Raw genomic sequence first — 26,336 nt, forward strand, 5'->3', positions numbered from 1 at the left:
TAGGCATGACTCGCAAGGGACCCGAACGCGACATCGACGAATCGGAGCTGGTCGTCACGCACAGCAAGGACCATGCGGCCGGCGTGCCCGCGGTCCTGGTGTCCCTGCAACGCGGCCTCGAGCAGATGGGCGCCGTCCGCACCGCCCGCACCCTGGCCAGGCTCAATCAGCGACACGGGTTCGACTGCCCCGGCTGCGCCTGGCCCGAGACGCCGGGGCACCGCAAGCCCGCGGAGTTCTGCGAGAACGGCGCCAAGGCCGTGGCCGAGGAGGCGACGCTGCGCCGCGTCGGTCCCGAGTTCTTCGCCGAGCACTCGGTGGCGGAGCTGGCCGAGAAGACCGACTACTGGCTCGGACAGCAGGGGCGCCTCGCGCACCCGATGGTGCTCCGCGAGGGCGCGACCCACTACGCGCCGATCGAATGGGACGAGGCCTACCGACTGATCGCCGACCACCTGCGCACGCTGCCCGGTCCCGACGGGGCCGTGTTCTACACGTCCGGCCGCACCAGCAACGAGGCCGCGTTCCTCTACCAGCTGATGATCCGCAGCTTCGGCACCAACAACCTGCCCGACTGCTCCAACATGTGCCACGAATCGTCCGGCAGCGCGCTCACCGAATCGATCGGTATCGGCAAGGGTTCGGTGACGGTGCCGGACCTCGAGTACGCCGACCTCATCCTCATCGCCGGCCAGAACCCCGGCACCAACCATCCCCGGATGCTCTCCACGCTGGAGAAGGCAAAGGGGAACGGCGCCAAGATCATCGCGGTCAACCCGCTGCCCGAGGCCGGGCTGCGCCGGTTCAAGGACCCGCAGAAGGTGGGCGGCGTGATCGGGCGCGGCGTCGACATCGCCGACGAGTTCCTGCAGATCCGCCTCGGCGGCGACATGGCCCTGTTCCAGGGGCTCGGGCGACTGCTGCTCGAGGCCGACGACGCGGACCCCGGCTCGGTGGTGGACCGTGCCTTCGTCGAGCAGCACTGCGCGGGTTTCGCCGAGTACGAGAAGAACGTCCGCGCAGTCGATCTCGACGTCGTCCTCGAGGCCACCGGACTCACGATGACGCAGTTGCGCGAGACCGCCGACGCGATGGCCCGTTCCGAACGGACGATCGCGTGCTGGGCGATGGGCCTGACCCAACAGACGCACGGGGTCGCGACCATCCAGGAGATCACCAACCTGCTGCTGATGCGCGGCATGATGGGCAAGCCCGGCGCGGGCGTCTGCCCGGTGCGTGGGCACTCCAACGTCCAGGGCGACCGCACGATGGGCATCTGGGAGAAGATGCCGGACTCGTTCCTCGATGCGCTGGACCGCGAGTTCTCGATCGTCAGCCCCCGAAAGCACGGCTGGGACACCGTCGCCGCCATCCGCGGCATGCGCGACGGCAAGGGCTCCGTTTTCATGGCGATGGGCGGAAACTTCATCCGGGCCACCCCGGACACCGAGGCCACCGAGGCCGCGCTGCGTTCGTGCGCGCTGACCGTCCAGGTCTCGACCAAGCTCAACCGCTCGCACGTGGTGACCGGGCGCACCGCAGTCATCCTGCCGACGCTCGGCCGCACCGACAAGGACATCCAGTCCGGCGGGAAACAGATGGTGTCCGTGGAGGATTCGATGTCCATGGTGCACTTGTCGCGGGGCAGCCTGACCCCGATCAGCGATCAGCTGCGCAGCGAGGTCGCGATCGTCTGCGAACTCTCCGAGCACCTGCTCGGCGCCGATCACTCGGTGCCGTGGGCGCAGTTCAAGGGTGACTACGACCGCATCCGTGACTCGATCTCGCGGGTGGTGCCCGGCTGCGAGAACTACAACGAGCGGGTCCGGCGGCCCGACGGGTTCCAGTTGCCGCACCCACCGCGCGACCGGCGCGAGTTCCCCACCAGCACCGGCAAGGCCAACTTCACCGCGAGTCCGCTGCAGTGGTTGCCCACTCCCCCGGGCCGGTTGATCCTGCAGACCCTGCGCAGTCACGACCAGTACAACACCACCATCTACGGGCTCGACGACCGCTATCGGGGCGTGAAGGGCGGCCGCCGGGTGATCTTCGTGTCCTCGGCCGACCTCGCGGAACTCGGCATCGCCGACGGCGCCGCTGTGGACATCGTCTCCGAGTGGACCGGCCCCGACGGCGTGCTGCAGGAGCGCCGGGTGCGCGACTTCCGGGCCGTCCAGTACAGCACCCCCAAGGGCAACGCCGCGGCCTACTACCCGGAGACCAACCCCCTCATTCCGCTCGATCACGTTGCCGCGAAGTCGAATACGCCGGTGTCCAAGGCGGTGCTGGTGCGGCTCGAACCGGCGGGGGCGCACTGATGGGTCGGGTCACCGCGCGCCGCCCGGTGCTACGGATCACCGGGGCGAGCGGGGATGCCACCGGCGGCGCCACGGTGCGCAGACCGGACAGCCTGGCGGTCGAGGAACCGCTGGAGATCCGGATCGGCGGCCGATCGCTCTCGGTGACCATGCGCACCCCAGGGGACGACATCGACCTGGTGCACGGGTTCCTGCTGGGCGAGGGCATCATCGGATCGGCGTCCGACGTCTCGGTCATCCGGTACTGCGACGGTGTCGATGCCGACGGCGCCAACACCTACAACGTGCTCGACGTGGCGCTCGCTCCCGGGGTCCCGCCGCCGACCGGCGCCGATCGCCAGTTCCTGACCACCTCGGCATGCGGCGTCTGCGGCAAGGCCTCGCTCGAGGACGTCCGGGTGCGCTCACGCTACGACCTCACCGGTCCCGACCCCGTGGTGACGCCATCGACCCTGGCCTCCATGCCGGTGACCCTGCGCGCGCGGCAACGGGTCTTCGACTCGACCGGCGGCCTGCATGCCGCCGGACTATTCACCGCCGACGGCGCCCTGCTCGCGATTCGCGAGGACGTGGGCAGACACAACGCCGTCGACAAGGTGCTCGGCTGGGCGTTGACCGCCGACCTCGTGCCGCTGCGCGAGGCGATCCTCGTGGTCAGCGGGCGTGCCTCCTTCGAACTCGTGCAGAAGGCCGTGGTCGCGGGCGTCCCGGTGCTGGCCGCCGTCTCCGCCCCGTCGTCGCTCGCCGTCGATCTCGCCACCGAGTCCGGACTGAGCCTGGTCGGGTTCCTGCGCGGCGAGACCATGAATGTCTACAGCGGCGAGGCCCGGATCAAGCTGGCCTGACGCCGCGCCCGACCACCCGCACCACCCCTGTGGCGCTTCTCGCATCCCACCCATATACCCCTAGGGTATGGTCGATTCATACCGATCAGATACCCCTAGGGCATATCGAGGAGATTCGCATGACGAGCAGCACGGCCGAGGTGGACAAAACCCGGGCGCTGAGAGCGGATGGCGACGCCCAGCCGCCGACCGCGTCGGCGGGGGATTCCTCGGCCGACTGGGCGCGGCGATGGTCGGACGGGCGCGGTGGGTGTTCGGCATCTGGCTGATCGCCCTGGTGGCGCTCGGCGCCGCAGCGCCGTCGGTGTTCACCTCGCTCGCAGGCGCCGGCTGGCAGGCCAACGGCTCGGAATCCGTGCAGGTCCGCGAGCTCGCGCAGGAGCACTTCGGCGGGAACTCCTCCGCCGCGGTGCAGGTCGTCGTGCACTCGGACACGCTCGCGGTCGCCGATCCGCAGGTGCAGCAGGTCCTCGCCGACGCCACCGCGGTGTTCGCCGACGATCAGCGGTTCGGCGAGATCATCGCCCCGCAGCCCGGCATGACCATCAGCCAGGACGGGCACACCGGCATCCTGATCGCGGGCGCGAACGCGGGCACCGACGACATGGTCAAGACCGTCGACGAACTCAAGGGCGAACTGGGCGCACTGTCCACGGATGAGATCGAGGTGTACCCCACCGGCGCGTCAGCGCTGTGGAGCGACTTCAACAAGGCCAATCACGACGCGATGATCCAGGCGGAGATGCTCTCCTGGCCGGTGACGCTCGCGATCATGGTGCTCGCGTTCGGGTCGCTGGTCGCGGCGGGACTGCCGCTGCTGCTGACCATGGCGGGCCTGATCGCCTCCGCGGGCGGGCTGGTCCTGCTCAACACGGTCACGCCGATCTCGGTGTGGGCCATGAACTTCGCGATGATGTTTGCCCTCGCGCTCGGCATCGACTACGCGTTGTTCATCGTGTCACGGTTCCGGGATGCGCTGAGCAAGAGCGGCGACCCTCGCGCGGCGGTCGCCGAGACGATGGACACCGCGGGCAAGGCCGTCGTCCTCTCGGGACTGACCGTGCTCGTGAGCCTGTCCGCGGTGCTGCTGGTCCCGGCGCCCGCGGTCCGGACGATGGCCGTCGGCATCATGCTCGCCGTCACCTTCGTCCTCGCGGCCACGCTGACCCTGCTCCCCGCGGTGCTCGGCAAGCTCGGCACCAAGGTCAACGCAGGCTCGCTCCCGTACGCCAAGCGGCAGCAGCACCGCTCCCCCGCTTCGCCGCGTGGGGCAACCTGCTGCACAAACACCCGTGGCCGTTCGCGATCGGCTCGCTCCTGATCCTGATCGCGCTGTCCCTCCCGGTGCTCGGCCTGAAGGTCGCGATGCCGTCGATCGAGGTGGTCCCAGCCGACGCGCCGGTCCGGCAGGGCTACGAACTCGTCCAGGAACAACTGGGCGAGGGCGCGCCAGGAATGCTGCAGATCGTCACCCCTGCATCGGAGGCAGAGGCCACGGCCGGCGCCGCGGCCGCCGTCGACGGAATCGCGATGGTCACCCCGCCGCAGCCGGCGATCGACGGCTCCGACCACGTGATGCTGCAGGCGATACCGGGCGTCGATCCCTCCGACGAGGCAATGGGCTCGATCCTCACCCAGCTGCGGTCCGAGCTGCCCGAGCAGGCGCTGGTCGGCGGCGCACCGGCCGAGAACCTGGACCTGCAGCAGGCGCTGAACGACTACCTGCCGCTGATCGTCGGCATCATCCTGGCGCTCGGCTTCCTGCTGCTGTTGGTCGCGCTGCAGGCCCCGCTGATCGCCGTCCTTGGCACCGTGGTGAGCCTGCTCTCGACCGCCGCCGCGTTCGGCGTCGCCAAGCTGATCTTCCAGGACGGACACGGGGCCGGCCTGCTCGGCTTCACCCCGCAGGGTTTCCTCGACGGATGGGGACCGGTGTTCTTCTTCGCGATGATCTTCGCCATCGCGATGGACTACACGGTGTTCCTACTGTCCACCGCGAAGGAACACTACGAGCGCTCCGGCGATCCGAAGGTCGCGCACGTGGACGGCCTAGCGCACTCGGGCAGGGTGATCGCCGCCGCGGCGGCGGTGATGGTGGCGGTGTTCTTCACCTTCGCGCTCGCTGATCCGCTTCCGCCGAAGGAGATGGGCATCATCCTGGGCGTCGCCGTCCTGCTCGACGCGGTCCTCATCCGCCTGGTCCTGCTGCCGGTGCTGCTGCGACTGACCGGACACGCCGCCTGGTGGTCGCCCGCCTGGCTGCGCAGGGTACTGCCCGACATCAGCTTCTCGCACGGCTGACCCCAGAAAGGAGATCCCCATGGCTACATTTCCCCGCCACCACGGATGGACGGTCGAGCGGCTGGTTCCGCTCCTCGCCGGCACCATGGTGCTGCTCAGCGTCGCGCTCACCCTCGCGTTCTCGTCGTGGTGGCTGATCCTCACCGGATTCGTCGCCGCGAACCTGCTCTTCTATGCGACCGTCGGATGGTGCCCGGCCAGCCTGCTGATGCAGCGACTCGGCCTCAGGCGACTCGGCGAACCTGCGTGAACACCCCGATCCGGAACGGAGACAACTCATGAACCTGGCACTGTCGACGACACTGCGGACCTCTTTCGCCGATGCGGTCGAAAGGACCCGAAAGGCCCTTCAGGAACAGGGCTTCGGCGTGCTCACCGAGATCGACATGCGCGCGACCCTCAAGACGAAGCTCGACGTGGACATGGAGGACTATCTGATCCTCGGTGCCTGCAACCCGCCGCTGGCGCACCGCGCGGTCACCATCGACCGGCAGATCGGATTGCTGTTGCCGTGCAACGTGATCGTTCGCTCCGATCCCGACACCGCCGGCACCATCACGGTGGAGGCGATGAATCCCGAACTGATGGTGCAGGTCACGGGCGAACCCGCGCTCGAGGCCGTGGCCGAGGAGGCGGGCGCCCGCCTGCGGGCCGCGATCGCCTCAGTCGGCGACGCCTCCTGACCCCCGTTGCCGGCGACAGATCCAGTCGACGGCAACGCGGTAGCCCTCCGGCCCGAGGCCGCACACCACGCCGTCGACGACCGGCGACACGAGGGACCGGCGCCGGAACTCCTCGCGCCCGTGGATGTTGCTGATGTGTACCTCCACCACGGGCACCCCGAGCGTGGCGATGGCGTCGCGCAGCGCCACCGAGGTGTGCGTATAGCCACCCGGATTGATCACCACACCCGAAGCCCTCACGCGGGCCTCGTGGATCCAATCGATCAGTACGCCTTCGTGATTGGACTGCCGCGCATCGATCTCACGGCCGTACTCGGCGGCGACCACGCGGCACAGGGCCTCCACGTCGTCGAGGGTGGCGAACCCGTACACCTCGGGCTCCCGCTGCCCGAGCAGATTCAGGTTGGGTCCGTTGAGCACGAGGATCGGGCCTGCGGTCGCCATAGGGTCACGCTAGCTCGCGGGCGACCCCGACAGACGGAGAACGGCCGGTGGGAATCCCACCGGCCGTTCTCCGTGTCGCTGTGTTGAATTACGCCGACTTGTCGCGACGTTCCGGCCGCTCGGGCTTGCGCGGGACGATGGTCGGCAGCACGTTGTCGTTGACCGTCTCGGCCGTCACGACCACCTTGGCGACGTCGTCGCGGCTCGGGATGTCGTACATCACCGGCAGCAGGACCTCTTCCATGATGGCGCGCAGGCCACGGGCACCGGTGCCGCGCAGGATCGCCTGATCCGCGACGGCCTCGAGCGCGTCCGGGGAGAACTCGAGTTCCACCCCGTCCATGTCGAACAGCCGCGTGTACTGCTTGACCAGCGCGTTCTTCGGCTCGGACAGGATCTGCACGAGAGATTCCTTGTCCAGGCTGGTCACCGAGGCCACGACCGGGAGGCGGCCGATGAACTCCGGGATCAGGCCGAACTTGATCAGGTCCTCGGGCATCACCTCGGCGAAGTGATCCTGGGTGTCCAGCTCGGCCTTGGAACGCACCTCCGCCCCGAAACCGATGCCGCGCTTGCCGACCCGATCGGAGACGATCCGCTCGAGACCCGCGAACGCGCCCGCAACGATGAACAACACGTTGGTGGTGTCGATCTGGATGAACTCCTGATGCGGATGCTTGCGCCCACCCTGCGGGGGCACGCTCGCCTGGGTGCCCTCGAGGATTTTCAGCAAAGCCTGCTGCACACCCTCGCCGGACACGTCCCTGGTGATCGACGGGTTCTCGCTCTTGCGGGCGATCTTGTCGACCTCGTCGATGTAGATGATGCCGGTCTCAGCGCGCTTGACGTCGTAGTCCGCGGCCTGGATCAGCTTGAGCAGGATGTTCTCGACATCCTCGCCGACATAGCCAGCCTCGGTGAGTGCCGTCGCGTCGGCGATGGCGAACGGAACGTTCAGCATCTTCGCCAGCGTCTGCGCGAGATAGGTCTTGCCACAGCCGGTCGGGCCGAGCATCAAGATGTTCGACTTGGCCAGTTCCACGGTCTCGCCGCGGGCGTCGCGACCCTTGTCACCGGCCTGGATGCGCTTGTAGTGGTTGTAGACCGCGACCGCGAGCGTGCGCTTGGCCGCGTCCTGACCGATCACGTAGTTCTCGAGGAAGTCGCGGATCTCGGCCGGCTTGGGCAGCTCGTCGAGCTTGACCTCGCTCGACTCGGCCAGCTCTTCCTCGATGATCTCGTTGCACAGGTCGATGCACTCATCGCAGATGTAGACCCCTGGTCCCGCGATGAGCTTCTTCACCTGCTTCTGACTCTTGCCGCAGAAAGAGCACTTCAGCAGGTCGCCGCCGTCACCGATGCGTGCCATCTCGTCAGGTCCCTACTTCCTTCTCAGCGTGGTGACCATCCCCGCCCGAGCGTGTGAGTCGTCGCGACCCACATCCCTGGGCGGACAAAAGCCCCTGATGTGACCGTACCCGTAGTTTCGGAACGAGGTCGACCAGTTGCCGATGATTCGACTCGGCGCGCAGCCGAGATGAAACTCCGACGACCGTGCCACCCCGATTCCGACCGGGGGTCCCAGCCTGACCGGTCGGCTCCCCGACACGCAACATCCGAACGAACGCGGCGTGTCGCGGAGCCCGACCGTCTTCTGTCGACCCGGAGGCCGACGACCGCTACTTCTGGGCGGAGAGCTTCCTGTACTCCAGCACGTCGTCGATGATCCCGTACTCCTTGGCCTCCGCGGCCGTGAGGATCTTGTCGCGATCGGTGTCCTTGCGGATCACCTCGGCGTCCTTGCCGGTGTGCTTGCTCAGCGTCGACTCCATGAGCCGGCGCATCCGCTCGATCTCGGCGGCCTGGATCTCCAGGTCGGAGACCTGGCCCTGGATGCCGCCGGTGGACGGCTGGTGGATCAGCACGCGCGCGTTCGGCAGCGCCAGACGCTTGCCGGGGGTGCCCGCCGCGAGCAGCACCGCCGCCGCCGACGCCGCCTGCCCGAGGCACACGGTGGTGATGTCGGCCCGGACGTACTGCATGGTGTCGTAGATCGCCATCAGCGACGTGAACGAGCCGCCGGGCGAGTTGATGTACATGGTGATGTCGCGATCGGGATCGAGCGACTCGAGCACCAGCAGCTGCGCCATCACGTCGTTCGCCGAGGCGTCGTCGACCTGCACGCCGAGGAAGATGATGCGCTCCTCGAACAGCTTGTTGTACGGGTTCGACTCCTTGACTCCGTAGCTGGAGTGCTCGATGAAGGAAGGCAGGATGTAGCGCGACTGAGCGCCGGCCGGTGCCTGGCCGCCGAGTGCACGGGGATCGAAGAGGTTGGTCATCAGTTCTCCAAGATGGTGTGGACGGGAGGTCGGAGGCGGTGGCGGGTCAGTTGCCCGCGCCGCCGGCCTGCCGTGCGCGGGAGACGACGTGGTCGACGAAGCCGTACTCGAGCGCCTCGGTCGCCGTGAACCAGCGGTCCCGGTCGGAGTCCGCGGTGATCTGCTCGACCGTCTGGCCCGTGTGCTCGGCGATGAGCTGAGCCATCTCACGCTTGGTGTGCGCGAACTGCTCGGCCATGATCGCGATGTCAGACGCGGTTCCGCCGATGCCTGCGGACGGCTGGTGCATCATGATCCGCGCGTGCGGCAGGGCGTAACGCTTGCCCTTGGTTCCCGCGGAGAGCAGGAACTGGCCCATCGAGGCGGCCAGACCCATGCCGAACGTCGCGATGTCGCACTCGGCGAACTGCATGGTGTCGAAGATCGCCATGCCCGCGGTGACCGAGCCGCCGGGCGAGTTGATGTAGAGGGAGATGTCCCTGGTCGGATCCTCGGCCGAGAGCAACAGGATCTGCGCGCACAGCTTGTTCGCGATGTCGTCGTCAACCTGGGTACCGAGGAAGATGATGCGTTCCCGAAGCAGGCGCTCGAACACCGAGTCGCTGAGATTCAGACCAGAGGTGGCTGAAGTCATGGCGGGGCCCAACGAAGCCCCCGGGTTCTGTGAAGTCACGGTACCTGCCTTCTCCATAACTGAATTCGATGATTCTTGACACTGACACTAACGAACAGGGACGGCCCCGGAGTCCCGGTGCCGTCCCTGTTCGCTATTGGCGTGAAATCTAGCTCTCGTCCGCGGCCTCGGCCTCGTCCGACTCCGGGCTGCCGAACAGCTCCGCGGTGTCGACGGCCGCACCGGAGGTGTCCGTGACGGTCACCTGGTCGACGACGGTCGCGAGCGCCTTGCCGCGACGGACATCGGCGAACACTGCGCCGAGCTGACCGGCCTGCTGGACCTGCTGGATGAACTGATCCGGCGAGATGCCGTACCGCTGGGCCTGGAAGATGATCCGCTCGGTCAGCTCCTGCTGGCCGACCTCGGTGCCTGCCTCGTCCGCGATCGCGTCGAGCAGCAGCTGGGTCTTCACGGACTTCTCGGCCGCCTCGGTGGCGTCCTTGTCGAACTGCTCGCGGCTGGTGCCCTGCGCCTCGAGGAGAGCGTTGAGCTGCTCCTCGTCGTGGTCGAGGCCGTGCACGGCCTCGTGCAGCTGCGCGTCGACCTCGGCCTTGACCACGGTCTCGGGCAGCGGGACCTCGATGGTCTCGAGCAGCGTCTCGAGGACCTTGTCGCGGATCTGGCCGGCCTGCTCGACCTTGGCGACCCGGCCGACCCGCTCGCGCAGGTCGTCCTTGAGCGCGTCGAGGGTGTCGAACTCGCTCGCCAGCTGGGCGAACTCGTCGTCGGCCTCGGGCAGCTCGCGCTCCTTGACGGTGCCGACGGTGACCGTCACGACGGCCTCCTTGTCGGCGTGCTCACCGGCGACGAGCTTGGTGGTGAAGTCCTTCGACTCGCCGGCCTTGAGCCCGACGATCGCCTCGTCGAGACCCTCGATCAGCTGGCCCGAGCCGACCTCGTGGGACAGGCCGGACGCGGTCGCCTCAGGGACGGCCTCGCCGTCGATGGCGGCGGACAGGTCGATCGAGACGAAGTCGCCGTCCTGGACGGCGCGCTCGACACCGGTGAGGGTGCCGAAGCGCTGACGCAGCGACAGCAGCTGCTCGTCCACGGCCTCGTCGGTGATCTCGACGGGGTCCACGGTGACGGCGAGGGTGCTGTAGTCGGGCAGGTCGATCTCGGGGCGGACGTCCACCTCGGCGGTGAACGCGAGCAGCTCACCGTCTTCGATCTTGGTGATGTCGATCTCCGGCTGGCCGATCGCCTTGACGCCTGCGGTGGTCACGGCCTCCGAGTAGCGCCCGGGAAGGGTGTCGTTGACGACCTGCTCGAGCACGGCGCCGCGGCCGACGCGGGCCTCGAGGAGCTTGGCCGGGGCCTTGCCCGGGCGGAAGCCGGGGAGACGGATCTGCTGCGCGAGGGCCTTGTACGCCTTGTCGAAATCGGGCTTGAGCTCCTCGAAGGGCACCTCAACGTTGATACGGACCCGCGTCGGGCTCAGCTGCTCGACGGTGCTCTTCACGGACATGCTCCTTCGTGTGGTCTTGCTCGTTGCGTCGCGGCCCTGATCTTCAGTTCCGCGCTGTTATGACGTTGTCCCTGGTCGGGGTGACAGGATTTGAACCTGCGACCCTCCGCTCCCAAAGCGGATGCGCTACCAAGCTGCGCTACACCCCGTTAGGTCCGCGACACGACGACCGCGCGGAAGATCCGCGTGGCTGCCGCCGTGGTGAATCCTACGGGTCACCCGTTCGTGAAATTCCCGGCCACCCGATTTGGCGGATCCACGGCCACCCGATTGGCGAATCCAGAACTGGGTTGGGTACAGTCTCTCAACGCAGACGACATCGATGGCGATCCCAAGTTGTCGTGTGCACGGGGATGTAGCTTAGTGGTAAAGCCTCTGCCTTCCAAGCAGATGATGCGGGTTCGATTCCCGTCATCCCCTCCATAGGGTGTTCACCCATTGAGGCCGGTTGAGTTCACTTATTGGGACCACGGCCGAAGTCAGACCTCCGTTTCCATCGCAACTCCGCCCGAACGGTCGGATTCGGCAGATTCTCGACCTGGTCGCCGCGCGATTCCCACACGCACCGGGCCCAGTCGTGCTCTCGCGGCGGCTACGAGGGGTTGTTTCCGCAATGAGGTCGAGGTTGGACCGCGGAATCCGTGGCGTGGAGTGTGATGCAGGCCATCCTTCGCGGTGCTGTCAGATGTGCTCACCTCTCTTGTGCTGGACGACCAAGACCGCGATCTCAGTGCGCGAGGAGAGCCCCAATTTGGCCAGAATGTGTTCCACGTGCCCGTCCACCGTCCGCGACGAGATCTCGAGTCGGCCGGCAATGTCCTTGTTGGTCAGGCCATCGGCGATCAGATCGGCAGCCTGACGTTCGCGTGCGGTCAGACTGGCCAGGCGCCGAACGGCCGGGGCCTCCTCGGATGATTGCTCGCCCAGGGCAAAGGCGATCGCGCCGCCGAAGTCCAACGCGCCGCCCTCGCGGTAGGCGGCCTCGAACTCTCGCACACCGAGTGCCCGACTGACTTCCCGCGTGAACTCGTCCGGATTGGCAATGAGGTCGGGGAAGCGCAAGGTGACAGTGCCCACCGTACGGCCAAGCGCGTCGGAGGCTCCCATCAGGACGGCAGCCCGTCGTGGGTCGTGTTGCTCGCCGGCTATCGAGGCCAGCGTCTGCAGGCCGGTCACCGCGGCGACCGGGTCGTCCGTCAGTCGGGTCAACCGAAGTGACTCCTCGAGATATCGCACCGCGCGATCGGTGTCTCCCTCACTCCATGCGGCAATTGCGATCGACCACAGCGCATACGACCGATACACCGACTCACCGTGCGCCCGCGTGATAGCTAGCACCTGTTCGTGGCAGGAGACAGCCTCCGGGATCTGACCGCGTGCTTGGTGAGCCAGACCGAGTACCAACAACCCCTCGACGAGCCGCCTGACGTCCCCGTGCGCCCGCGAGATCTCGAGTGTCTCTTCCAGGGGTGCCAGATCTCGATCGACCTCACCGCGGTGGAGGGTGACGAGCGCATCGGTGATCACACCGTCGACATACAAGCGTGGGTTTTCCCGCCGCGCATCGAGAGTGCGACCTTCCTCGACTCGAGCAGTCGCGACCTCCACGTCACCTTGTGTCGCGGCGAGCATGGCGACGGCATCCAACGCCTCGGCTCGCGCCGCGGAGGATTCGTCGGATGTCCGTTCCAGGGCTCGGTCGAGCCATCGCCTTCCCTCGCTGAGGCCGCGGGAGAACCAGAATTGGTCCATTGCCGCGGCGATCCGGAGCGCGCTCTCGCCGGACCCGGACAGGCTGAACTCGAGCGCCTCGCGCAGATTCGGCAGGTCCCGGGCGAGGCGTGCGGTCCACTCGAGCTGGTTCGGACTCATCCACGCGTCGTCGGCGTCGAGCGCCAACTGCAGGTACCAGTCGTGATGTCGCCGGCGCAGGGCCAGTCGCTGGCCGGTGTGGTCGAGTTTGTCGCGGCCGAAGTCCCGTACGGTGTCCAGCAATCGGAAGCGGACCCCACCCCTCGATTGCTCACGGATCAGGATCGACTTGTCCACCAGAGAGGCCAAGGTATCGACCAGGTCCTGGTCGGCCTCGTCATCGGCGCACACGGCCTCGGCTGCCTCGAGGTCGAGACTGCCCGCGAACACCGACAGCCGAGCCCACAGTTGTTGTTCGGCGGGTGTGCAGAGGTCGTAACTCCAGCCGATGCACATTTGCAGGGTCTGCTGCCTGGTCGGAGCGTTCCTGTGGCCGCGGGTCAGCAGGGTGTACCGGTCGGTGAGCCGCTGGAGAATCTGCTCGGGTGAGAGCACTTTCAGCCGCGCCGCCGCCAGCTCGATCGCCAGCGGTAGCCCCTCCAGCCGGGCGCAGATCTGTGCGACGGTGTTGACATTGTCGCCGGTGAGCTCGAAATCCGGGAGCACGAACGAAGCTCGTTCGGTGAACAGTGACACGGCGTCGAAGTGAGTCGACTTCCGAAGCGGGAGCGGGTGGTGGGCCGGTGGTGTCGTCAGGGGGGAGACCCGAATCACGGATTCGCCGCCGATGTTGAGTGGTTCCCTGCTGGTGGCGAGGATGTGGAGCTTCGGGCAGGTGGTCAACAGCGTCTTGGCGAGCTCGGTCACGGCCTCGATGAGCTGTTCGCAGTTATCGAGCACCAGCAGTCCCGTGCTCGGGTACAGGACCTCGACGAGCACCTCGCGCAGGGGGCGGGCCGAGCGGTTCTGCACCCCGACGCCGGCGGCGACCAGCTCGACCACCAACGTTGGATCGCGCAGGTCGCCGAGTTCGGTCAGCCACACCCCATCGGGATAGGCCCTTCGCTCCGCCTCGGCCGCACTGAGGGCGAGCCTGGTTTTTCCGACCCCTCCGATGCCGGACAACGTCACCAGACGAGAGACCGACAGGGCTCTGCGCACCTCGGACAGTTCGGCTTTGCGGCCGACGAAGCTGGTCAGCTCCATCGGCAGAGTTGCCACGCTCACCGGAGACCCGTTTCGGCAGAAACCAAATTGACGAGCACTCACCAATTATCGACCACCGGTCAAGGAGATGCTGCGGGTCGGCCGGCCGTCGCTGCGAATCCATGGTGACCAGACGCGGTCTCGATCCTGGTCAAGATTCTTCGCAATTGTTCGTAAACCCGTCGCTGATCTTGGGGTACATATCCGCTGCGGGGCGAGGTCGAGCATCCCGACGCCGTGAACGAGGGTCCGGCGCCGGGATACTCGGCCGTTCGCAGTTGGTTTCACAGGTGTGGGTTTTCGAGCGCTCGCATGGACCAGCGGCCGCCGTTCGGGTCGCCTACTTGGCGACCCGCTCCCACATCTGCAGGTAGGCCTCGGCGCCGCGGCTCATGTCCTCGATGATCTGATCGCCGTCGTCCCCGGCCGCGTTCCGCATGTCGGCGATCCAGTCGGGAATCAGCCCGTAGTGTGCGACGCCGTCCTTGTTCAGGTCGTAGACCCGCTCGCCGGTGCGTTGCCGGTCCATCACGGTGCCGCCGTCGAAGGTGGTGTACGGGTAGACCAGTGGCTTGGTGTCGGCGTCCTCGCGGGGCGGGGCCTGTGGCGCGAACCCGCCGGTGTCGGCTCCGAAGCCGTATCCGAAGTAGTACTTGTCGCTGCGGTCGGCTCGGGCTTGCCGCCAGTCGGCGATGAAGTTCCCGTGGTCATGGTCATGGCCTTGGTCCGAGGAACTGGCCAGTCCAGACGCGTAGCCGGCGACGAAGCCGCCGAGCGCGTAGATCCGCTTGTGGTTCAGCGAGTCGGTCCAGCTGTGGGTGGAGACCACGCCGGAGTACTTCGCCTGCTCGAGGATGCGCAGGGTGTCCTCGGCGGTCTTGGCGCTCATGTGGTCGATGTCGACGATCATGCCGCGCGCCATCATGCCGCGGACCATGTGCTCGCCGAGCTTCGTCAGGCCGCGGGTGTTGCACATCGGCCCAGACGGGTACACCGGCAGTGTTACCCCGGGCGGCAGTGCGGCGAGCACCTCGGAGGCTCCGTCACTGACCGGCTCCAGCGGCATGTCGTGCTCGGGACCCTTGCACGGTTCGGTCTGCCAGAACCTGCCGGTTCCGAGGAAGTTGCCCACGTTCACTGCGACGCCCGTGGTGCCGCCGTCGAACCGGGTGCCACCGAAGGCGTTGTCGAATTTGTGGGTGACGTACATCTGCCGCACACCCAGCGCATATACCTCGTCCAGGCCCCGATCGATGTCGGCTTCGGTGCACTGCGGCACGTCGTTGCGGATCCCGCAGCCGAACGGCTCGGAGGTCTCGATGCCGATCGTCACCGCCAGCTTGCCCTCGCCGATCACCTTGCGAACGTCCTCTGGGTTGCTGACGATCCGGAACCAGCCTCGGCCGGGGCCGCCGTACTGGGCGTCGACGTAGTCCTGCATCTCGTGGACCTGCTCGGCCTGCGCGCGGAGGGTGTCCATGTCGTTGCAGGAGCGGTTCTTGTACGGGTACAGCTCGCAGAGCACCCGGTTGTTGACCAGCAGGTCGTTGAACATGCGCAGTCCGCCGCGCCATGCCCGTTCGATCCACTTGTAGTAGGTCTGCTCGTGGGTGAGCGAGTCGTGGGCGGGCCAGTTCTCGAAGGTGGGCCAGCCGGTGGTGTCGTGCTCGGCGAGCGGTGAGCCGCCCGAGAGGATGCTCTCGAGAAGCGCCGACATCCTGCTGGTGCCGGGGTCGGGGCAGTCACGGAGCGCGACCGCAACGCCCTGCGGGTCGAAGGGGGTGCCGCAGTGCACCTGGCCGCCGATGAACAGGTTGGAGTTGAGGTGGACATGCGCGTCGATGAACCCGCGCACCTCGCCGTTGGGGCCGGTGCCGGATAGCGGGGTTCCGGTGGCGTTGACCTCGGCGTCGGGGAAGTCGGCGCAACCCGACGTCGGGACGACGGTGAACCGTCCGCCCGCCGGGTTGGTGCCGGGCTCGGTCAGCCGCAGGCCGGTACCGTCGACGGCGAGCTGGTCCCCGTTGGAGGTCGCGACGATCGAGTAGCCGCCATCGGAGTGAGTCAGCGTCCAGTCGGTGGCGGGGGTGAAGTCGGGGGTGTGCACGACGCCGCGGCCGTCGTCGTGGGCGAGCATCGCACCGCCCAGGCCGTAGAACATGAACCGGCCGAGTTGCGCCGCGTGCGTCCGGAACCGCTCGGCCCCGCCGAGGTCCGCACCGTCGACCCGGTATCCCGCACCGTCGCGGCGCACGAACTTGCCGGACTGCTCGGACTTGACCGCGTAGCAGCCGTTCGCGAGCCCGAACACGGGGTCGCCGTTGATCGGGGCCGGTGCGGGGGCGGCCTGTGAGGCCGCGATCCCCGGGCCCCCGATGGTCAATGCCATTGCGGCACAGAGCACCCGGGTGAGACGACGAAGGCGTGTGCCGTGGTGTGTCATGTCGTTTGTGAACTCCTGATCAGCGAGATGTGCAAGCGGGCAGCTTTATCGCCCGCCGGCACGCCGTCAAGGGAAAATTCCGAATCGTTGCGATCGATGTCCCGCGGGATTGTCGATCGGGCCCCAGTCGGACCGGTTTGCGGTAGTCATCCCACGATGTGTAGCCGAGGACAGTCACCCTAGTTGGTCAATTGCGCATGACGTGGAGTCCGTCCGTGCGTGGTGGTCGGGTTCCAAGCATTGGGGTCTATCTTGCCTGGTGGAGGGCAGTCGTGTGGCCCGCGGATGATTCGGGTTCGGTGGGGCTGCGGCCGAAACCCAGCCCGGGGTGGATTTACAATGAATTCCACCGCGACTATTCTGGATTCCGTTGTAAATTTGTTGATGCATAGCACCTGGACCGCTATATGGGATCAATCACCCAAGTCGCGGTAAACTCCTAGTCAACAATGTGAATCCACATTGAATGGTCACACGGTATTCCAGAAATCCAAACCTGCGGTCGGCGATGTGCAACTATGGGCTGGCACGGAGGGGAAGTTCGTTGCTAGCAACTGGTTTCGCGCCGCGAGGGGTGTCGCCAACATGAGTTTCCGTTGGCGCGTCCCCTGTCGTTGAGTCCACTTCGTCTAGAGTCCGTATCTCCTGGTGGGGCTCGGAAGGACGATGGAAATCATGGCCGGACGCAAGCGGCGTTCCGTCAAGGAGATCGTGTGCAGCTACGTGGCGCCGACGAACTCGCCGCCGCGAACTGAGTCAAATTAGGGCGACCCTGCGTGCGCGGGAGGCCCTATCCTCTGAGTCGATCGAAGTCCTGAAAGGTCCGAGGTTTGGAAGTCCTTATGTGCCAAGGAGTCTGGCGTGAGTGCTGGTAACGCCGTCGGAGGTCTGGTCCCGGGCAAGGACCCCGCACTCGCACCCACCCCGCCGATGGGCTGGAACAGCTGGAACCGGTTCCGGTGCTACGACCTGACCGAGGAGGTCGTCCTGGCGACCGCGGACGCCATGGTCGAGAGCGGGATGCGCGACGCCGGGTACCGATACCTGGTGGTCGACGACTGCTGGCAGGCGTTCGCCCGCGGCGACGATGGGAGGCTGCGCTCGCATCCCGCCCGGTTTCCGAGCGGGATGGCCGCCCTCGGCGAGCAGATCCACGCCCGCGGACTGAAGTTCGGCCTCTACCTGGCGCCCGGGCGCAAGACATGCGCGATGATCTACGACCGCTACCCGGCACGCGACATCGGTTCCTTCGGGTACGAGCAGCTGGACGCGGACACCCTCGCAGGATGGGGCGTCGACTACCTCAAGTACGACTGGTGCCGGGCCGGTCGCGGTGGCACCGGTCTCGACTACCGAGGGGCCTTCGAGCGGATGGCCGCTGCCCTCGCCAACACCGGAAGGCCGATCGTCTACAGCATCTCCGAGTACGGCCATGCCCGGCCGTGGGAGTGGGCGGGAGAGTACGGGCACCTGTGGCGCACCACCCCGGACATCGGTCCGAGCTGGCGCTCGGTGCTGCGGCTCGCCGACCGTCAGCACGGCCTGGCCCGGTACGCCGGTCCCGGCGGCTGGAACGACCCCGACATGCTCGAGGTGGGCAACCCCGGACTCGGCGAGGTGGAGTCCCGCAGCCACTTCATGCTCTGGGCGATGCTGGCGGCGCCGCTGTTTGCCGGAAACGACCTGCGCACGATGACCGAGCCGACGCGCCTGCTGCTCACCCACGCCGGGGTGCTGGCGGTCTCCCAGGACGCGCTCGGCAGGCAGGGCGAGCGGGTCGCGCGGTTCGGGCGCGTCGAGGTGTGGCGCCGCGAGCTGAGTGGCGCGGTGGCGTACGGCGTGCTCAACCGGGGCAGGCGCGAGATCGCGGTCCAGGTCCGCGACGACGCGCTTGTGCTGTCCGGTGGGCAGGTGTTGTGCCCGCTCACCGCCGAGAGCGTCGATGTCTGGACCGGGCAACCAGTCCACGATCGAAAAATGCTGTGGCCGCTACGGTCTCGTGAGATGGTGCTGGTTCGTTCCCCGTCCTGATGACGTGGGCACACTGTCATCCGAAGGGACCCCGATGCCCGTTTCACCCTCCGCGCCCGCCGCCACCACCGCGGCTGAACGGGTAGCCGTACCTACCGCGCGGGCCTCCCGCGGGTGGATCACGATGTTCACCCTCGCGTACGTGGGCATCAACATCGCGTGGTCGGGGCCGGCGCAGGTGCTGATGTCGCCGCTGGTGGAACGGCTGACGGACGGTGCGCCGTGGTTCTTCTCGACCACCAGCAAGGAGACCAACCTCGCCGTCATCGGCTTCATCGCGGGTGTCTTCGCGCTCCTGTCGACGCCACTGTGGGGCGCCCTGTCCGATCGCACGGCCTCCCGCTGGGGCAGGCGCACCCCGTGGATGGCCGGGGGAACGCTTGTGGTGGCGGCCGGGCTGGTGGCCACCGGGTTCGCGCAGTCGCTGCCGGCGGTGCTGCTGAGCTGGGTCGCGATGCAGACCGCGCTCAACGCGGTCATCTCGCCGCTGTCGGCGTCGGTGCCGGACCACGTTCCGGTCGCCCAGCGTGGCGTCGTCTCCGGGTGGTACGGATTCGCCTACACCTTCGCCGTCGTCACCGGCACCGCGCTCGGCACCGTTGCGACAGCGGTGTGGGCGGGCCCTTTGGGAATCACCATGGGGTACCTGCTGTGCGCGGCCGCCTGCGTCCTGGCGATGCTGCCGTTTCTCTTCGCGCGCTGGGAGTCACCGCTCGCCCCGGTGGACAGGCCGCCGTTCCGGGTCGCCGAGTTGCTCGCCTGCTACTGGGTGGACGTGCGCCGGTATCCGGACTTCGGTTGGGCCTGGCTGACCCGGTTCCTCGCCACCCTGAGCACCGCGACGGCGCTGTTCTACCTGTTCTACTATCTGCAGGACGAGGTGGGACTCACCCGCGACGACGCGGCGACCGGCGGCGGGCTCCGGGTCAGCGACGGGGTCCTGGTCCTCACCGTCGTCTACGCGCTGTCGGTCTTCGTCACGGTGGTGCTGGCGGGCGTCGTCTCCGACCGGGTGGGGCGGCGCCGGGTCTTCGTGTCGGCGTCGGCGGTCTTCATCTCGGTCGCGACGGTGCTGATGGCCTTCTTCCCGAGCTTCCCGGTGACGGTGCTCGCGGCCGTGGTCCTCGGGCTCGGGACAGGGGTGTTCACCTCGGTTGACTTCGCCCTGGTGACGGAGGTGTTGCCCGCGGCCGAGAGCAACGGCAAGGACATCGGCATCATCAACCTGGCGATCGCGCTGCCGAACGTGCTCTCGCCTGTGGTCGCGGCGGTCATGGTGAACACCCTCGGCGGCTACACCGGGCTCTACCTGCTCTCCGGTGCACTGTCGGTGCTCGCCGGGGTGCTCGTGTATCGGATCAAGGGCGTCGCCTGAGTCCGGTCATACCGGTTCGGAGAGGCATCGTCGACGCACAACGGCCGCGCGGCTCCGGGTGGAGCGGCGCGGCCGTTGTCGAAAGTTCTTACCTACCGGGGGCTTGCGGTGCTGGAGGATGGTCGCGAGCGGAAAAGGACGCTGGTCAGCGAGCGCCTGATAACTCCAGCTCAGGGTAGGCGCGCTTCTGCGTACGGGCTGACCTGCGCATTGTCGTCGGACTGGAGGAGCACCTTCTCATTGTGGAGCCCCTGCGACTTCCCGCGGGAATGAGGTTGAGAGCCCAGGGCGCCTTCCGACCAGCTGGAGCAGCGCAACAATATGCCGGATGACCGCACCAACCGACGGCCGGTTGCCCCTACCTGAGTACAGGTAGGGGTCGACCAGGCGCTCCGTTCCGGTTGCCTACGCCGACGGGGTGATGTGGTCTTGCTACTGGTCACAGGGTCTCGATCACCGGCTGCCCGGCCGGGGTGCGCAGCGCCTTCGTCGTCTCCACGCCCGAGTTCGGGTTCAGCTTGTCGACGGTCCGGAACTGGAAGCGCGCCTGGGCCGCGTCGACCTCGAGAACCCCGTAGCCGTGGCCGACCATGTCGGCGTGCTTGACGTGCGGGTTCTTGGCGCGCCTGCTCGCCTCCTCGGCGCGCGCCCCAGCGGCGCCGCCCTTACCATCTCCTGTGTTGCCAGAAGTGACCGACGGAACGACGAACTCGACCCCCGCCCGGCGGGTGCCGGGCGCATTGACCTGGGCACCGCTCGCCGTGCCCGGCGCGAACCCGGTATCCCACAACTCGCCCCCCACCCGTCGTGGTCGTCACCCGTCACCAGCACCAGGTTCTCCACCGACTGCGCCGCGGTGGACAGGATCTCGGTTCGCTCGGCGCCATAGCCGTCCCAGGTGTCCAGGTATCCCCGGGCACCATCGTCCGCAACCACCATGCCCATCATCATGTTGGCGTTCGCGACCACCTTCCAGCGGGCATCCGACCTGGTCATGCCGTCGAGGAGCCACCGCTTCTGCGCGGCGCCGAGCATGGTCCGGCCCGTCGCCTCTGTAACGGCGCAGGCGGTGGCGTCAGTGTCGCCACACGGCTGCCTGTCGCGGTACTGCCGGGTGTCGGGCGCGAACAGCTCCACGGTCTTGCCCACCCGCAGCGAGCGGTAGGTGCGTGTCGGGTCGCCGGCAAAACGCGGAACCGGCATGTGCTCGAACCACGACTGCCACGCCCACTGCTTCTTCTGCTGGAATCCGATCGCGGAGTCGATGTCCGCGACCACCGGGGACGTCCAGCCGTCCTTGCTGTAGTTGTTGCGGAACTCGTGGTCGTCCCAGATCGGGATGAACGCGTGCTGACTGTGCATCTGCCGCAGATTTTCGTCGGTACGGTACTGGCGGTACTTGTCCCGCATGGCGTCGATGGTCTGCGGGAACACGTTGGTCGAGAAACCCCGGACGCCGGGCTTGGTGAACTCGTACACGTAGTCGCCGAGGCACACGACGAAGTCGAGGTCCTCCGCGGCGAGATGCCGGTGTGCCGCGTAGTAGCCGTCCTCGAAGCCCTGGCAGGTGAACCAGCCGATGCGGACCGGCTCGTTGGAGTCGGCGGGCCGCAGCGTCCGGAAGCGACCGACCGGCGACTCGCCCCGTTACCCCGAAACTGGTAGTAGTAGGTCTCCCCGGAGCCAGTCCGTTCACATCGAAATGCACTGTGCCGTCGGCATCTTCACGTACCTGAACCCGCTCGGCGAGCACCGGGCTGGACAGGTCCTCCCGCTTCGAGACGACCAACGCCAATTCGCCACCCGCGCCGCTGCTACCAGCACTGCCGCTGCCGAGGCTGCCGGTCCCGAGGCTGCCGGTGGCGCTGCCGGTTCCCCCGCCGCGCCCACGCGCGTCCACAAGGTCGCGCCGTCGGTGCGCGGCACCCCGGCCATGACCCCGTTACCGAACTCGGGGTTACGTATCAGCCCAGCCCCGCCATCGGGGGCCTGGCGGAGGACGGGCGTGGCGTTCGCCGCGGCGGGCAGCAGGGTCGCGCCGCCGAGCACGGACAGGCCGGCCAGGAACGCGCGGCGGGAGACGTTTGCGGGCGGAAGGGACACAAGCCACCTCTGGTGCGGTAGGGACAAATTCTCGACGACCCTAAACGTGAACGATCTGTTCCGCTGTTTTTTTCTGCTGTTCACCAACCGAGCGATCTAGCTGTTCTGTTTGCGCTGCGTCGGCATCGTTCACCCCACATCAGCCATGATCGTTAGCCGGCGCCACAAAACCGCGGAGACAGGGACTATCGCCGTCTGACGGTCGCCCGGCAATGGAGACTCGGACTGATGCATGCCAACCAGAGTCGGACGTACCCGGCTGGCCCCCGCCAACCATGTGAAGTACAAACAGACGGCTCACAGCGAGTGATAGTCCTTGACAGGCCACGGCGTCGTCGTACACTTTCGCGCCATGGAGCTCCAGACGCGTCAGCTACGCTACTTCGTCGCGGTCGCCGAGGAGCTGAGCTTTACCCGCGCCGCCCAGCGCCTGCACATCGCGCAGCAGGCCTTGAGCGCACAGATCAAGCAACTGGAACAAAGTCTCGGTGTGGTGCTGCTGACCCGCACCACACGCAGCGTGACCCTCACCGCCGCCGGTGCCGCGTTCCTCGAGGACACCAGCGCACTGCTGGCGGCCCTCGACGACGCCGTCGAACGCGCCCTCTCGATGGAACACGGCGAGAACCAACGGCTGGTCCTCGGCTTCACCGAGGGCGCCGCGCTGATCCTGACCGAACCGATCATGTCGGCCTTCCGTGACCGCCACCCCGGCGTCACCATCGAGATGCGCCAGTTCAACTACGACGATCCATCCGGCGGGCTCAACGACCGGTCGGTGGACGTGGCCTTCGTGCGACGCCCACTCACCACGGAGGGCATCGACTTCGAGACCCTGTTCCGCGAGCCACGGATGGCGATGATGCGGGCCGATCACCCCCTTGCCGCCCGCGCCTCGGTGACCGTGGCCGACCTGATCGACGAGCCGATATTCGGCGCCGCGACCACCGACGCGGCATGGAATGCGTACTGGGAACTCGACGACCACCGCGGCGGGAAACCCGGGCGGGTGGTCTCCCGCTCGACCACACTGCTCGAGGAATTCCAGAAGGTCGCGGCCGGAGTGGGCATCGTGGTCACAGTGGCGTGTGCGCGCTGGATCCCCTACCCGGGGGTGACACTGGTGCCCATCGCCGACGACCAGCCCTCCGAAGTCGCGGCGGCCTGGCAGGGCGACAGCGACTCGACACTGGTCCGCTCGTTCATCGACGCCGCCATCCGGGTCCGCGACGCGCGCCCGGACCTGGTCAAGCGGCTCGAGGACCCCGACCTCACCGAACGGACGATGCCCACCCTGATTCCCTACTGACAACGGAACCGTTGTCAATCCATCCGGAAATCAGTGTTTCTCTTACCTATACATCCGACCTAGAGTCTCTGTCGTTGGACCGTCCGGACTGGGCGGACCAACCCGATGAAGGCACCGGTCCCACCTGACCGATGCCTGGCGACCGCACGCTGACCCGCACGAATCCCGCGAGCAGCCGATCCGGCCCGCGCGAGCTCCGCGCATCGCCCATCGAGTAATACGGCCAGACCCGCGGCCAGCGGGTTCGTCCTGGGCATTCGCCCAGCGGAGAGGTGAAAGATGTCGTCACGAGGCCGAATTCTTTTCGTGGCACTGACTTTGCTGTTCGCCGCTGCCTCGGTCCAGCAGGTGTCCGCGCACGCTACCGAGCCCGCCGGATGGACGCTTCCCCGCCTCACCGTCACCGACGGGGCCATCACGGATGCGACCGGACGGACGGTGCTGCTGCGGGGCGCGAACATCAACCAGCTCAACGACTACGCCCACAACGAGCCCGCGCTCGCGACGACGGCGCCGCTCGAGCGCGCCGACTTCACCGGCATGGCCGCCCAGGGTTTCAATGTCGCCCCGCTGACCTTGGCCTGGTCAGCGCTCGAACCCACCCCCGGCGCATTCGACGAGGCCTACGTGGCCAAGATCCACAAGGCCGTGAACGATGCCAAGGACCACGGCATCTACACCGTGCTCGACATGCACCAGGACGCATGGGGCAAGGCCCCGGCCTGGGCCACCCTCACCGACGGCTGGAGCACCTGCACCCTCGGCGGCCAACGCGAGACCTCCCCCGCCGTGGCCCGCTCGTTCCAGAACTTCTACGACGACACCCAGGGCATCCAGGGCCACCTGGTCAACACCTGGGCTCGACTGGCAGGCGAATTCAAGGACGAACCCACGGTCGCCGGCTACGACCTGCTCAACGAACCCAACCCCGGACTGCGCGACCCCATCACCGCGGCCGATCAGATCCGCCGGTACTACCAGCGCGCGATCACCGCGATCCGACAGGCCGAGTGGGGATGGTTCGGCGATCCGGCCGCAGACGCCGCGAACGTCGACCGATTCGTCGACGCCATGAACGAGCACCGGATGGGCGGTGCCTGGTGGTCATGGAAGCAGGCCTGCAGGGATCCGTACGCCGTCGGTGGCGGGACCACCAGCAAGCCGCAGGGCAACGTGAACAAGATTGACTGCCCCTCCGGCCGGCTCATCGGACTGGTCGACGAGTTGGCCCGACCGCTGTCGCGCGCCTACCCCCGCGCCGCCCCGGCACCCTGACCACGGTGACCGAACGCGGCTTCACCGGCGCAGGCGTTGGGCGCCTCGAGGCCTGGCATCCGGGTGCCGAGCGTCCGGGCCTCGACACCGCCAACGTTGCCGACATCACCCTGACCCGAATCGAGGGCGGCTGGCGGTTGACCGGAAATACGGCATGCACCTATCGAGTCACGAAGAACTGAAACACCCTCCGGGAGAAATGTATCGAAGGCCCACCCATCGATAAATAATTGAATTAATAACCGATCGGTATGTTTGCGGTGCACCCGACACCCAGATCACGGCAAGGTAACCACCGTGCCCAACTTCGGCCGTTCATCGCCGCCATAAACCTGCGATCCGGCCAAGATCTCGATACACGAGGTGACGTGGCGCGCCTACGGATCCACCCGCGAATCACCGCCACTCCGGCCCGGTCACCCACCCCGACTGCATTGCGCAGTAGCCCGTCCTACCAGCATTAATACCAAAGAACGCCGTCAGTGACGCCCCTGCCCCCAGGGGCGTCAGACGCATGCCCGGACACCTCCGCCGATGGGCTCGGCCATGAACAGTCGATGAACTCTCGCCCAACTCTGCCAATTTCGATAGATCCTATAACAGAACGATATACAACCCCGTGATCTTTTCGTGAAATAGCCCACCCTTGACCGTTTCCTCGTGGTAAGAATTACTCCGCCGCAACACTCACTGCTTGCGGCACGAATGAGAAGAACGAATCAAGGAGAGAACACATGGCAACGTTGTCCGCAGCGATCGAGACCGTCAGCACCATCATGTCCGTCATCAAGACGCTGCAGTCGCTCAGCTGACGGCCGGGGGCCGCTGAACTCCCGAGGTGCACCGGCCCCGTGACCGCCCCACTGTGATCGCCCTCGCCTCCACCGGCGACGCGACGCAGTAGGGGTCCCGTTTATCGCGGCGCCTGGACCGCCCAGGCGCCGCGATAACCACCCCGGTCGGCCGCCGGCTTGACCGCATCAGAAGAGAAGCAGGTAGATCTATGCAGTCGAATACCGCTCGTCGCATCGCCGCCCTCGCGGCGGTGACCGTGCTGCCGGCCGGGCTCCTCGGGGTCGGCGCAGGCGTCGCGAACGCCGAAGACTCGGACTGTGCCCAGTCCAGCCACGACACCAAGAACGACCCCAGCACGGTGTGGATCACCCACACCTACGACAAGTCCGTCGCCGCGGCCGAGTTCGCCGCCGGCACCAACGTCACCTACAAGATCGTCGTCGGCACCACCAGCATCGGTAACCCCTACGTCAACACCATCCGCGACTATCCGCCGGCCGGCTTCGGCAAGCCCGTCTCCGTGAAGGTCACCGCCTTCCACCTCATCGGCGGACAGAAGACCGAGGACGTGACCCCGGACGAGACCGACGACGGCGGTTGGCGGGCGAGCAGCACCGGCTGGTTCGTCAACTCCGGCAACCCGGTGACCGCCGAGTTCACCTACAGGGTCCCGGACCGCGCCGCCACCGGCGCGGCGATCACCAGCGGCGGCATCGACGTCAGCGGCACCGTCGGCGTCGGGGCCAGGCGCGAGAACCTCAGCGCTTGCTTCAAGGTGCGCGGGAAGAACCCGGGTGAGGCCACTCTCGGCAGCATGGACGGTGCCGGCGTCGGATCCACCGAAGGTCAGCTCAGCTCCACCGGCTCGATCGACGAGGTCCTCGGCGACACCATCACGCGAGTCATCAAGAACCTCGGCGGAAGCTAGCCGCCCAACTGTCGCTCCGGCGCCGCGGTCTGGCGCCGGAGC

18 protein-coding genes, 2 tRNA genes and 2 pseudogenes are annotated in these 26,336 nt (G+C 67.2%); 12 read left to right on the forward strand and 10 right to left on the reverse strand.

Annotated features, from left to right (window positions below; all coding sequences use genetic code 11):
- Positions 1 to 5 precede the first annotated feature (5 nt).
- From BTZ20_RS16370 to BTZ20_RS16390, 5 genes and pseudogenes are all read left to right on the forward strand, one after another.
- Entirely contained in the window at positions 6 to 2,318 is a 2,313-nt protein-coding gene (locus tag BTZ20_RS16370; protein WP_077042094.1) for an FdhF/YdeP family oxidoreductase, read from the forward strand.
- The gene (gene fdhD / locus BTZ20_RS16375) at positions 2,318 to 3,163 is read left to right on the forward strand and encodes a formate dehydrogenase accessory sulfurtransferase FdhD (protein ID WP_077042095.1); all 846 of its coding nucleotides are present in this window, start codon (positions 2,318 to 2,320) and stop codon (positions 3,161 to 3,163) included. The genes BTZ20_RS16370 and fdhD overlap by 1 nt, the downstream gene beginning before the upstream one ends.
- 229 nt (positions 3,164 to 3,392) lie before the next feature.
- Positions 3,393 to 5,464 (forward strand): annotated as a pseudogene (locus tag BTZ20_RS16380) (MMPL family transporter).
- 19 nt (positions 5,465 to 5,483) lie between these two features.
- Positions 5,484 to 5,714 (forward strand): DUF2892 domain-containing protein, encoded by a 231-nt coding sequence (locus BTZ20_RS16385; protein ID WP_077042096.1) that lies wholly within the window; start codon positions 5,484 to 5,486, stop codon positions 5,712 to 5,714.
- A 28-nt stretch (positions 5,715 to 5,742) separates the two neighbouring features.
- Positions 5,743 to 6,147, forward strand: coding sequence for a DUF302 domain-containing protein (locus tag BTZ20_RS16390; RefSeq protein ID WP_077042097.1), 405 nt, complete (start codon positions 5,743 to 5,745; stop codon positions 6,145 to 6,147).
- Here the strand turns inward: BTZ20_RS16390 and aroQ are convergent.
- The 6 genes from aroQ to BTZ20_RS16420 form a co-directional block, all read right to left on the reverse strand.
- Positions 6,127 to 6,591: a type II 3-dehydroquinate dehydratase gene (aroQ, locus tag BTZ20_RS16395; protein ID WP_077042098.1), complete on the reverse strand. Its 465-nt coding sequence runs from the start codon at positions 6,589 to 6,591 to the stop codon at positions 6,127 to 6,129. The genes BTZ20_RS16390 and aroQ overlap by 21 nt on opposite strands.
- 88 nt (positions 6,592 to 6,679) lie before the next feature.
- Positions 6,680 to 7,960: an ATP-dependent Clp protease ATP-binding subunit ClpX gene (gene clpX, locus BTZ20_RS16400; RefSeq protein ID WP_077042099.1), complete on the reverse strand. Its 1,281-nt coding sequence runs from the start codon at positions 7,958 to 7,960 to the stop codon at positions 6,680 to 6,682.
- Positions 7,961 to 8,270: 310 nt separating this feature from the next.
- Positions 8,271 to 8,933 carry an ATP-dependent Clp protease proteolytic subunit gene (locus BTZ20_RS16405; protein ID WP_027499880.1) on the reverse strand — a complete coding sequence of 221 codons (663 nt, stop codon included), beginning with the start codon at positions 8,931 to 8,933 and terminating at the stop codon, positions 8,271 to 8,273.
- A 46-nt stretch (positions 8,934 to 8,979) separates the two neighbouring features.
- Positions 8,980 to 9,624: an ATP-dependent Clp protease proteolytic subunit gene (locus tag BTZ20_RS16410; RefSeq protein ID WP_257017433.1), complete on the reverse strand. Its 645-nt coding sequence runs from the start codon at positions 9,622 to 9,624 to the stop codon at positions 8,980 to 8,982.
- 91 nt (positions 9,625 to 9,715) lie between these two features.
- Positions 9,716 to 11,071, reverse strand: coding sequence for a trigger factor (tig, locus tag BTZ20_RS16415; RefSeq protein ID WP_077043770.1), 1,356 nt, complete (start codon positions 11,069 to 11,071; stop codon positions 9,716 to 9,718).
- 78 nt (positions 11,072 to 11,149) lie between these two features.
- Positions 11,150 to 11,226 (reverse strand) — tRNA-Pro (locus BTZ20_RS16420).
- Between the two features lie 200 nt (positions 11,227 to 11,426).
- Here BTZ20_RS16420 and BTZ20_RS16425 point away from each other — a divergent pair.
- Positions 11,427 to 11,500, forward strand: a tRNA-Gly gene (locus BTZ20_RS16425).
- Between the two features lie 258 nt (positions 11,501 to 11,758).
- Here the strand turns inward: BTZ20_RS16425 and BTZ20_RS16430 are convergent.
- Both BTZ20_RS16430 and BTZ20_RS16435 read right to left on the reverse strand, forming a co-directional pair.
- Entirely contained in the window at positions 11,759 to 14,056 is a 2,298-nt protein-coding gene (locus tag BTZ20_RS16430; RefSeq protein WP_145982311.1) for an ATP-binding protein, read from the reverse strand.
- A 319-nt stretch (positions 14,057 to 14,375) separates the two neighbouring features.
- Positions 14,376 to 16,424 (reverse strand): membrane dipeptidase, encoded by a 2,049-nt coding sequence (locus BTZ20_RS16435; protein ID WP_223263365.1) that lies wholly within the window; start codon positions 16,422 to 16,424, stop codon positions 14,376 to 14,378.
- Positions 16,425 to 17,339: 915 nt separating this feature from the next.
- Between BTZ20_RS16435 and BTZ20_RS16440 the strand changes: the two genes are divergently transcribed.
- Together BTZ20_RS16440 and BTZ20_RS16445 are read left to right on the forward strand one after the other, a co-directional pair.
- Positions 17,340 to 18,509 (forward strand): glycoside hydrolase family 27 protein, encoded by a 1,170-nt coding sequence (locus tag BTZ20_RS16440; protein WP_077042103.1) that lies wholly within the window; start codon positions 17,340 to 17,342, stop codon positions 18,507 to 18,509.
- A gap of 34 nt (positions 18,510 to 18,543) precedes the next feature.
- On the forward strand, positions 18,544 to 19,884 hold the full coding sequence (locus BTZ20_RS16445) for an MFS transporter (protein WP_077042104.1): 1,341 nt from the start codon (positions 18,544 to 18,546) through the stop codon (positions 19,882 to 19,884).
- Between the two features lie 439 nt (positions 19,885 to 20,323).
- Here BTZ20_RS16445 and BTZ20_RS29080 read toward each other — a convergent pair whose 3' ends face one another.
- Both BTZ20_RS29080 and BTZ20_RS29085 read right to left on the reverse strand, forming a co-directional pair.
- Positions 20,324 to 20,686 (reverse strand): alkaline phosphatase D family protein, encoded by a 363-nt coding sequence (locus tag BTZ20_RS29080; RefSeq protein ID WP_262982483.1) that lies wholly within the window; start codon positions 20,684 to 20,686, stop codon positions 20,324 to 20,326.
- A gap of 50 nt (positions 20,687 to 20,736) precedes the next feature.
- Positions 20,737 to 21,498, reverse strand: a pseudogene (locus tag BTZ20_RS29085) (alkaline phosphatase D family protein); the annotation flags it as partial.
- A gap of 841 nt (positions 21,499 to 22,339) precedes the next feature.
- Here BTZ20_RS29085 and BTZ20_RS16465 point away from each other — a divergent pair.
- The 4 genes from BTZ20_RS16465 (at position 22,340) to BTZ20_RS27310 (ending at position 26,294) form a co-directional block, all read left to right on the forward strand.
- Positions 22,340 to 23,296, forward strand: coding sequence for a LysR family transcriptional regulator (locus BTZ20_RS16465; RefSeq protein WP_077042107.1), 957 nt, complete (start codon positions 22,340 to 22,342; stop codon positions 23,294 to 23,296).
- A 306-nt stretch (positions 23,297 to 23,602) separates the two neighbouring features.
- Entirely contained in the window at positions 23,603 to 24,571 is a 969-nt protein-coding gene (locus tag BTZ20_RS16470) for a glycoside hydrolase family 5 protein (RefSeq protein WP_223263366.1), read from the forward strand.
- 5 nt (positions 24,572 to 24,576) lie between these two features.
- Positions 24,577 to 24,753 (forward strand): hypothetical protein, encoded by a 177-nt coding sequence (locus BTZ20_RS28180; protein ID WP_223263367.1) that lies wholly within the window; start codon positions 24,577 to 24,579, stop codon positions 24,751 to 24,753.
- 821 nt (positions 24,754 to 25,574) lie between these two features.
- Positions 25,575 to 26,294, forward strand: a complete 720-nt coding sequence (locus BTZ20_RS27310) for a hypothetical protein (protein ID WP_077042108.1) — start codon at positions 25,575 to 25,577, stop codon at positions 26,292 to 26,294.
- The last annotated feature ends 42 nt before the right edge of the window (positions 26,295 to 26,336 follow it).

It is taken from the genome of Rhodococcus sp. MTM3W5.2, assembly GCF_001984015.1.
GTDB classification, from domain to species: domain Bacteria; phylum Actinomycetota; class Actinomycetes; order Mycobacteriales; family Mycobacteriaceae; genus Rhodococcus_G; species Rhodococcus_G oryzae.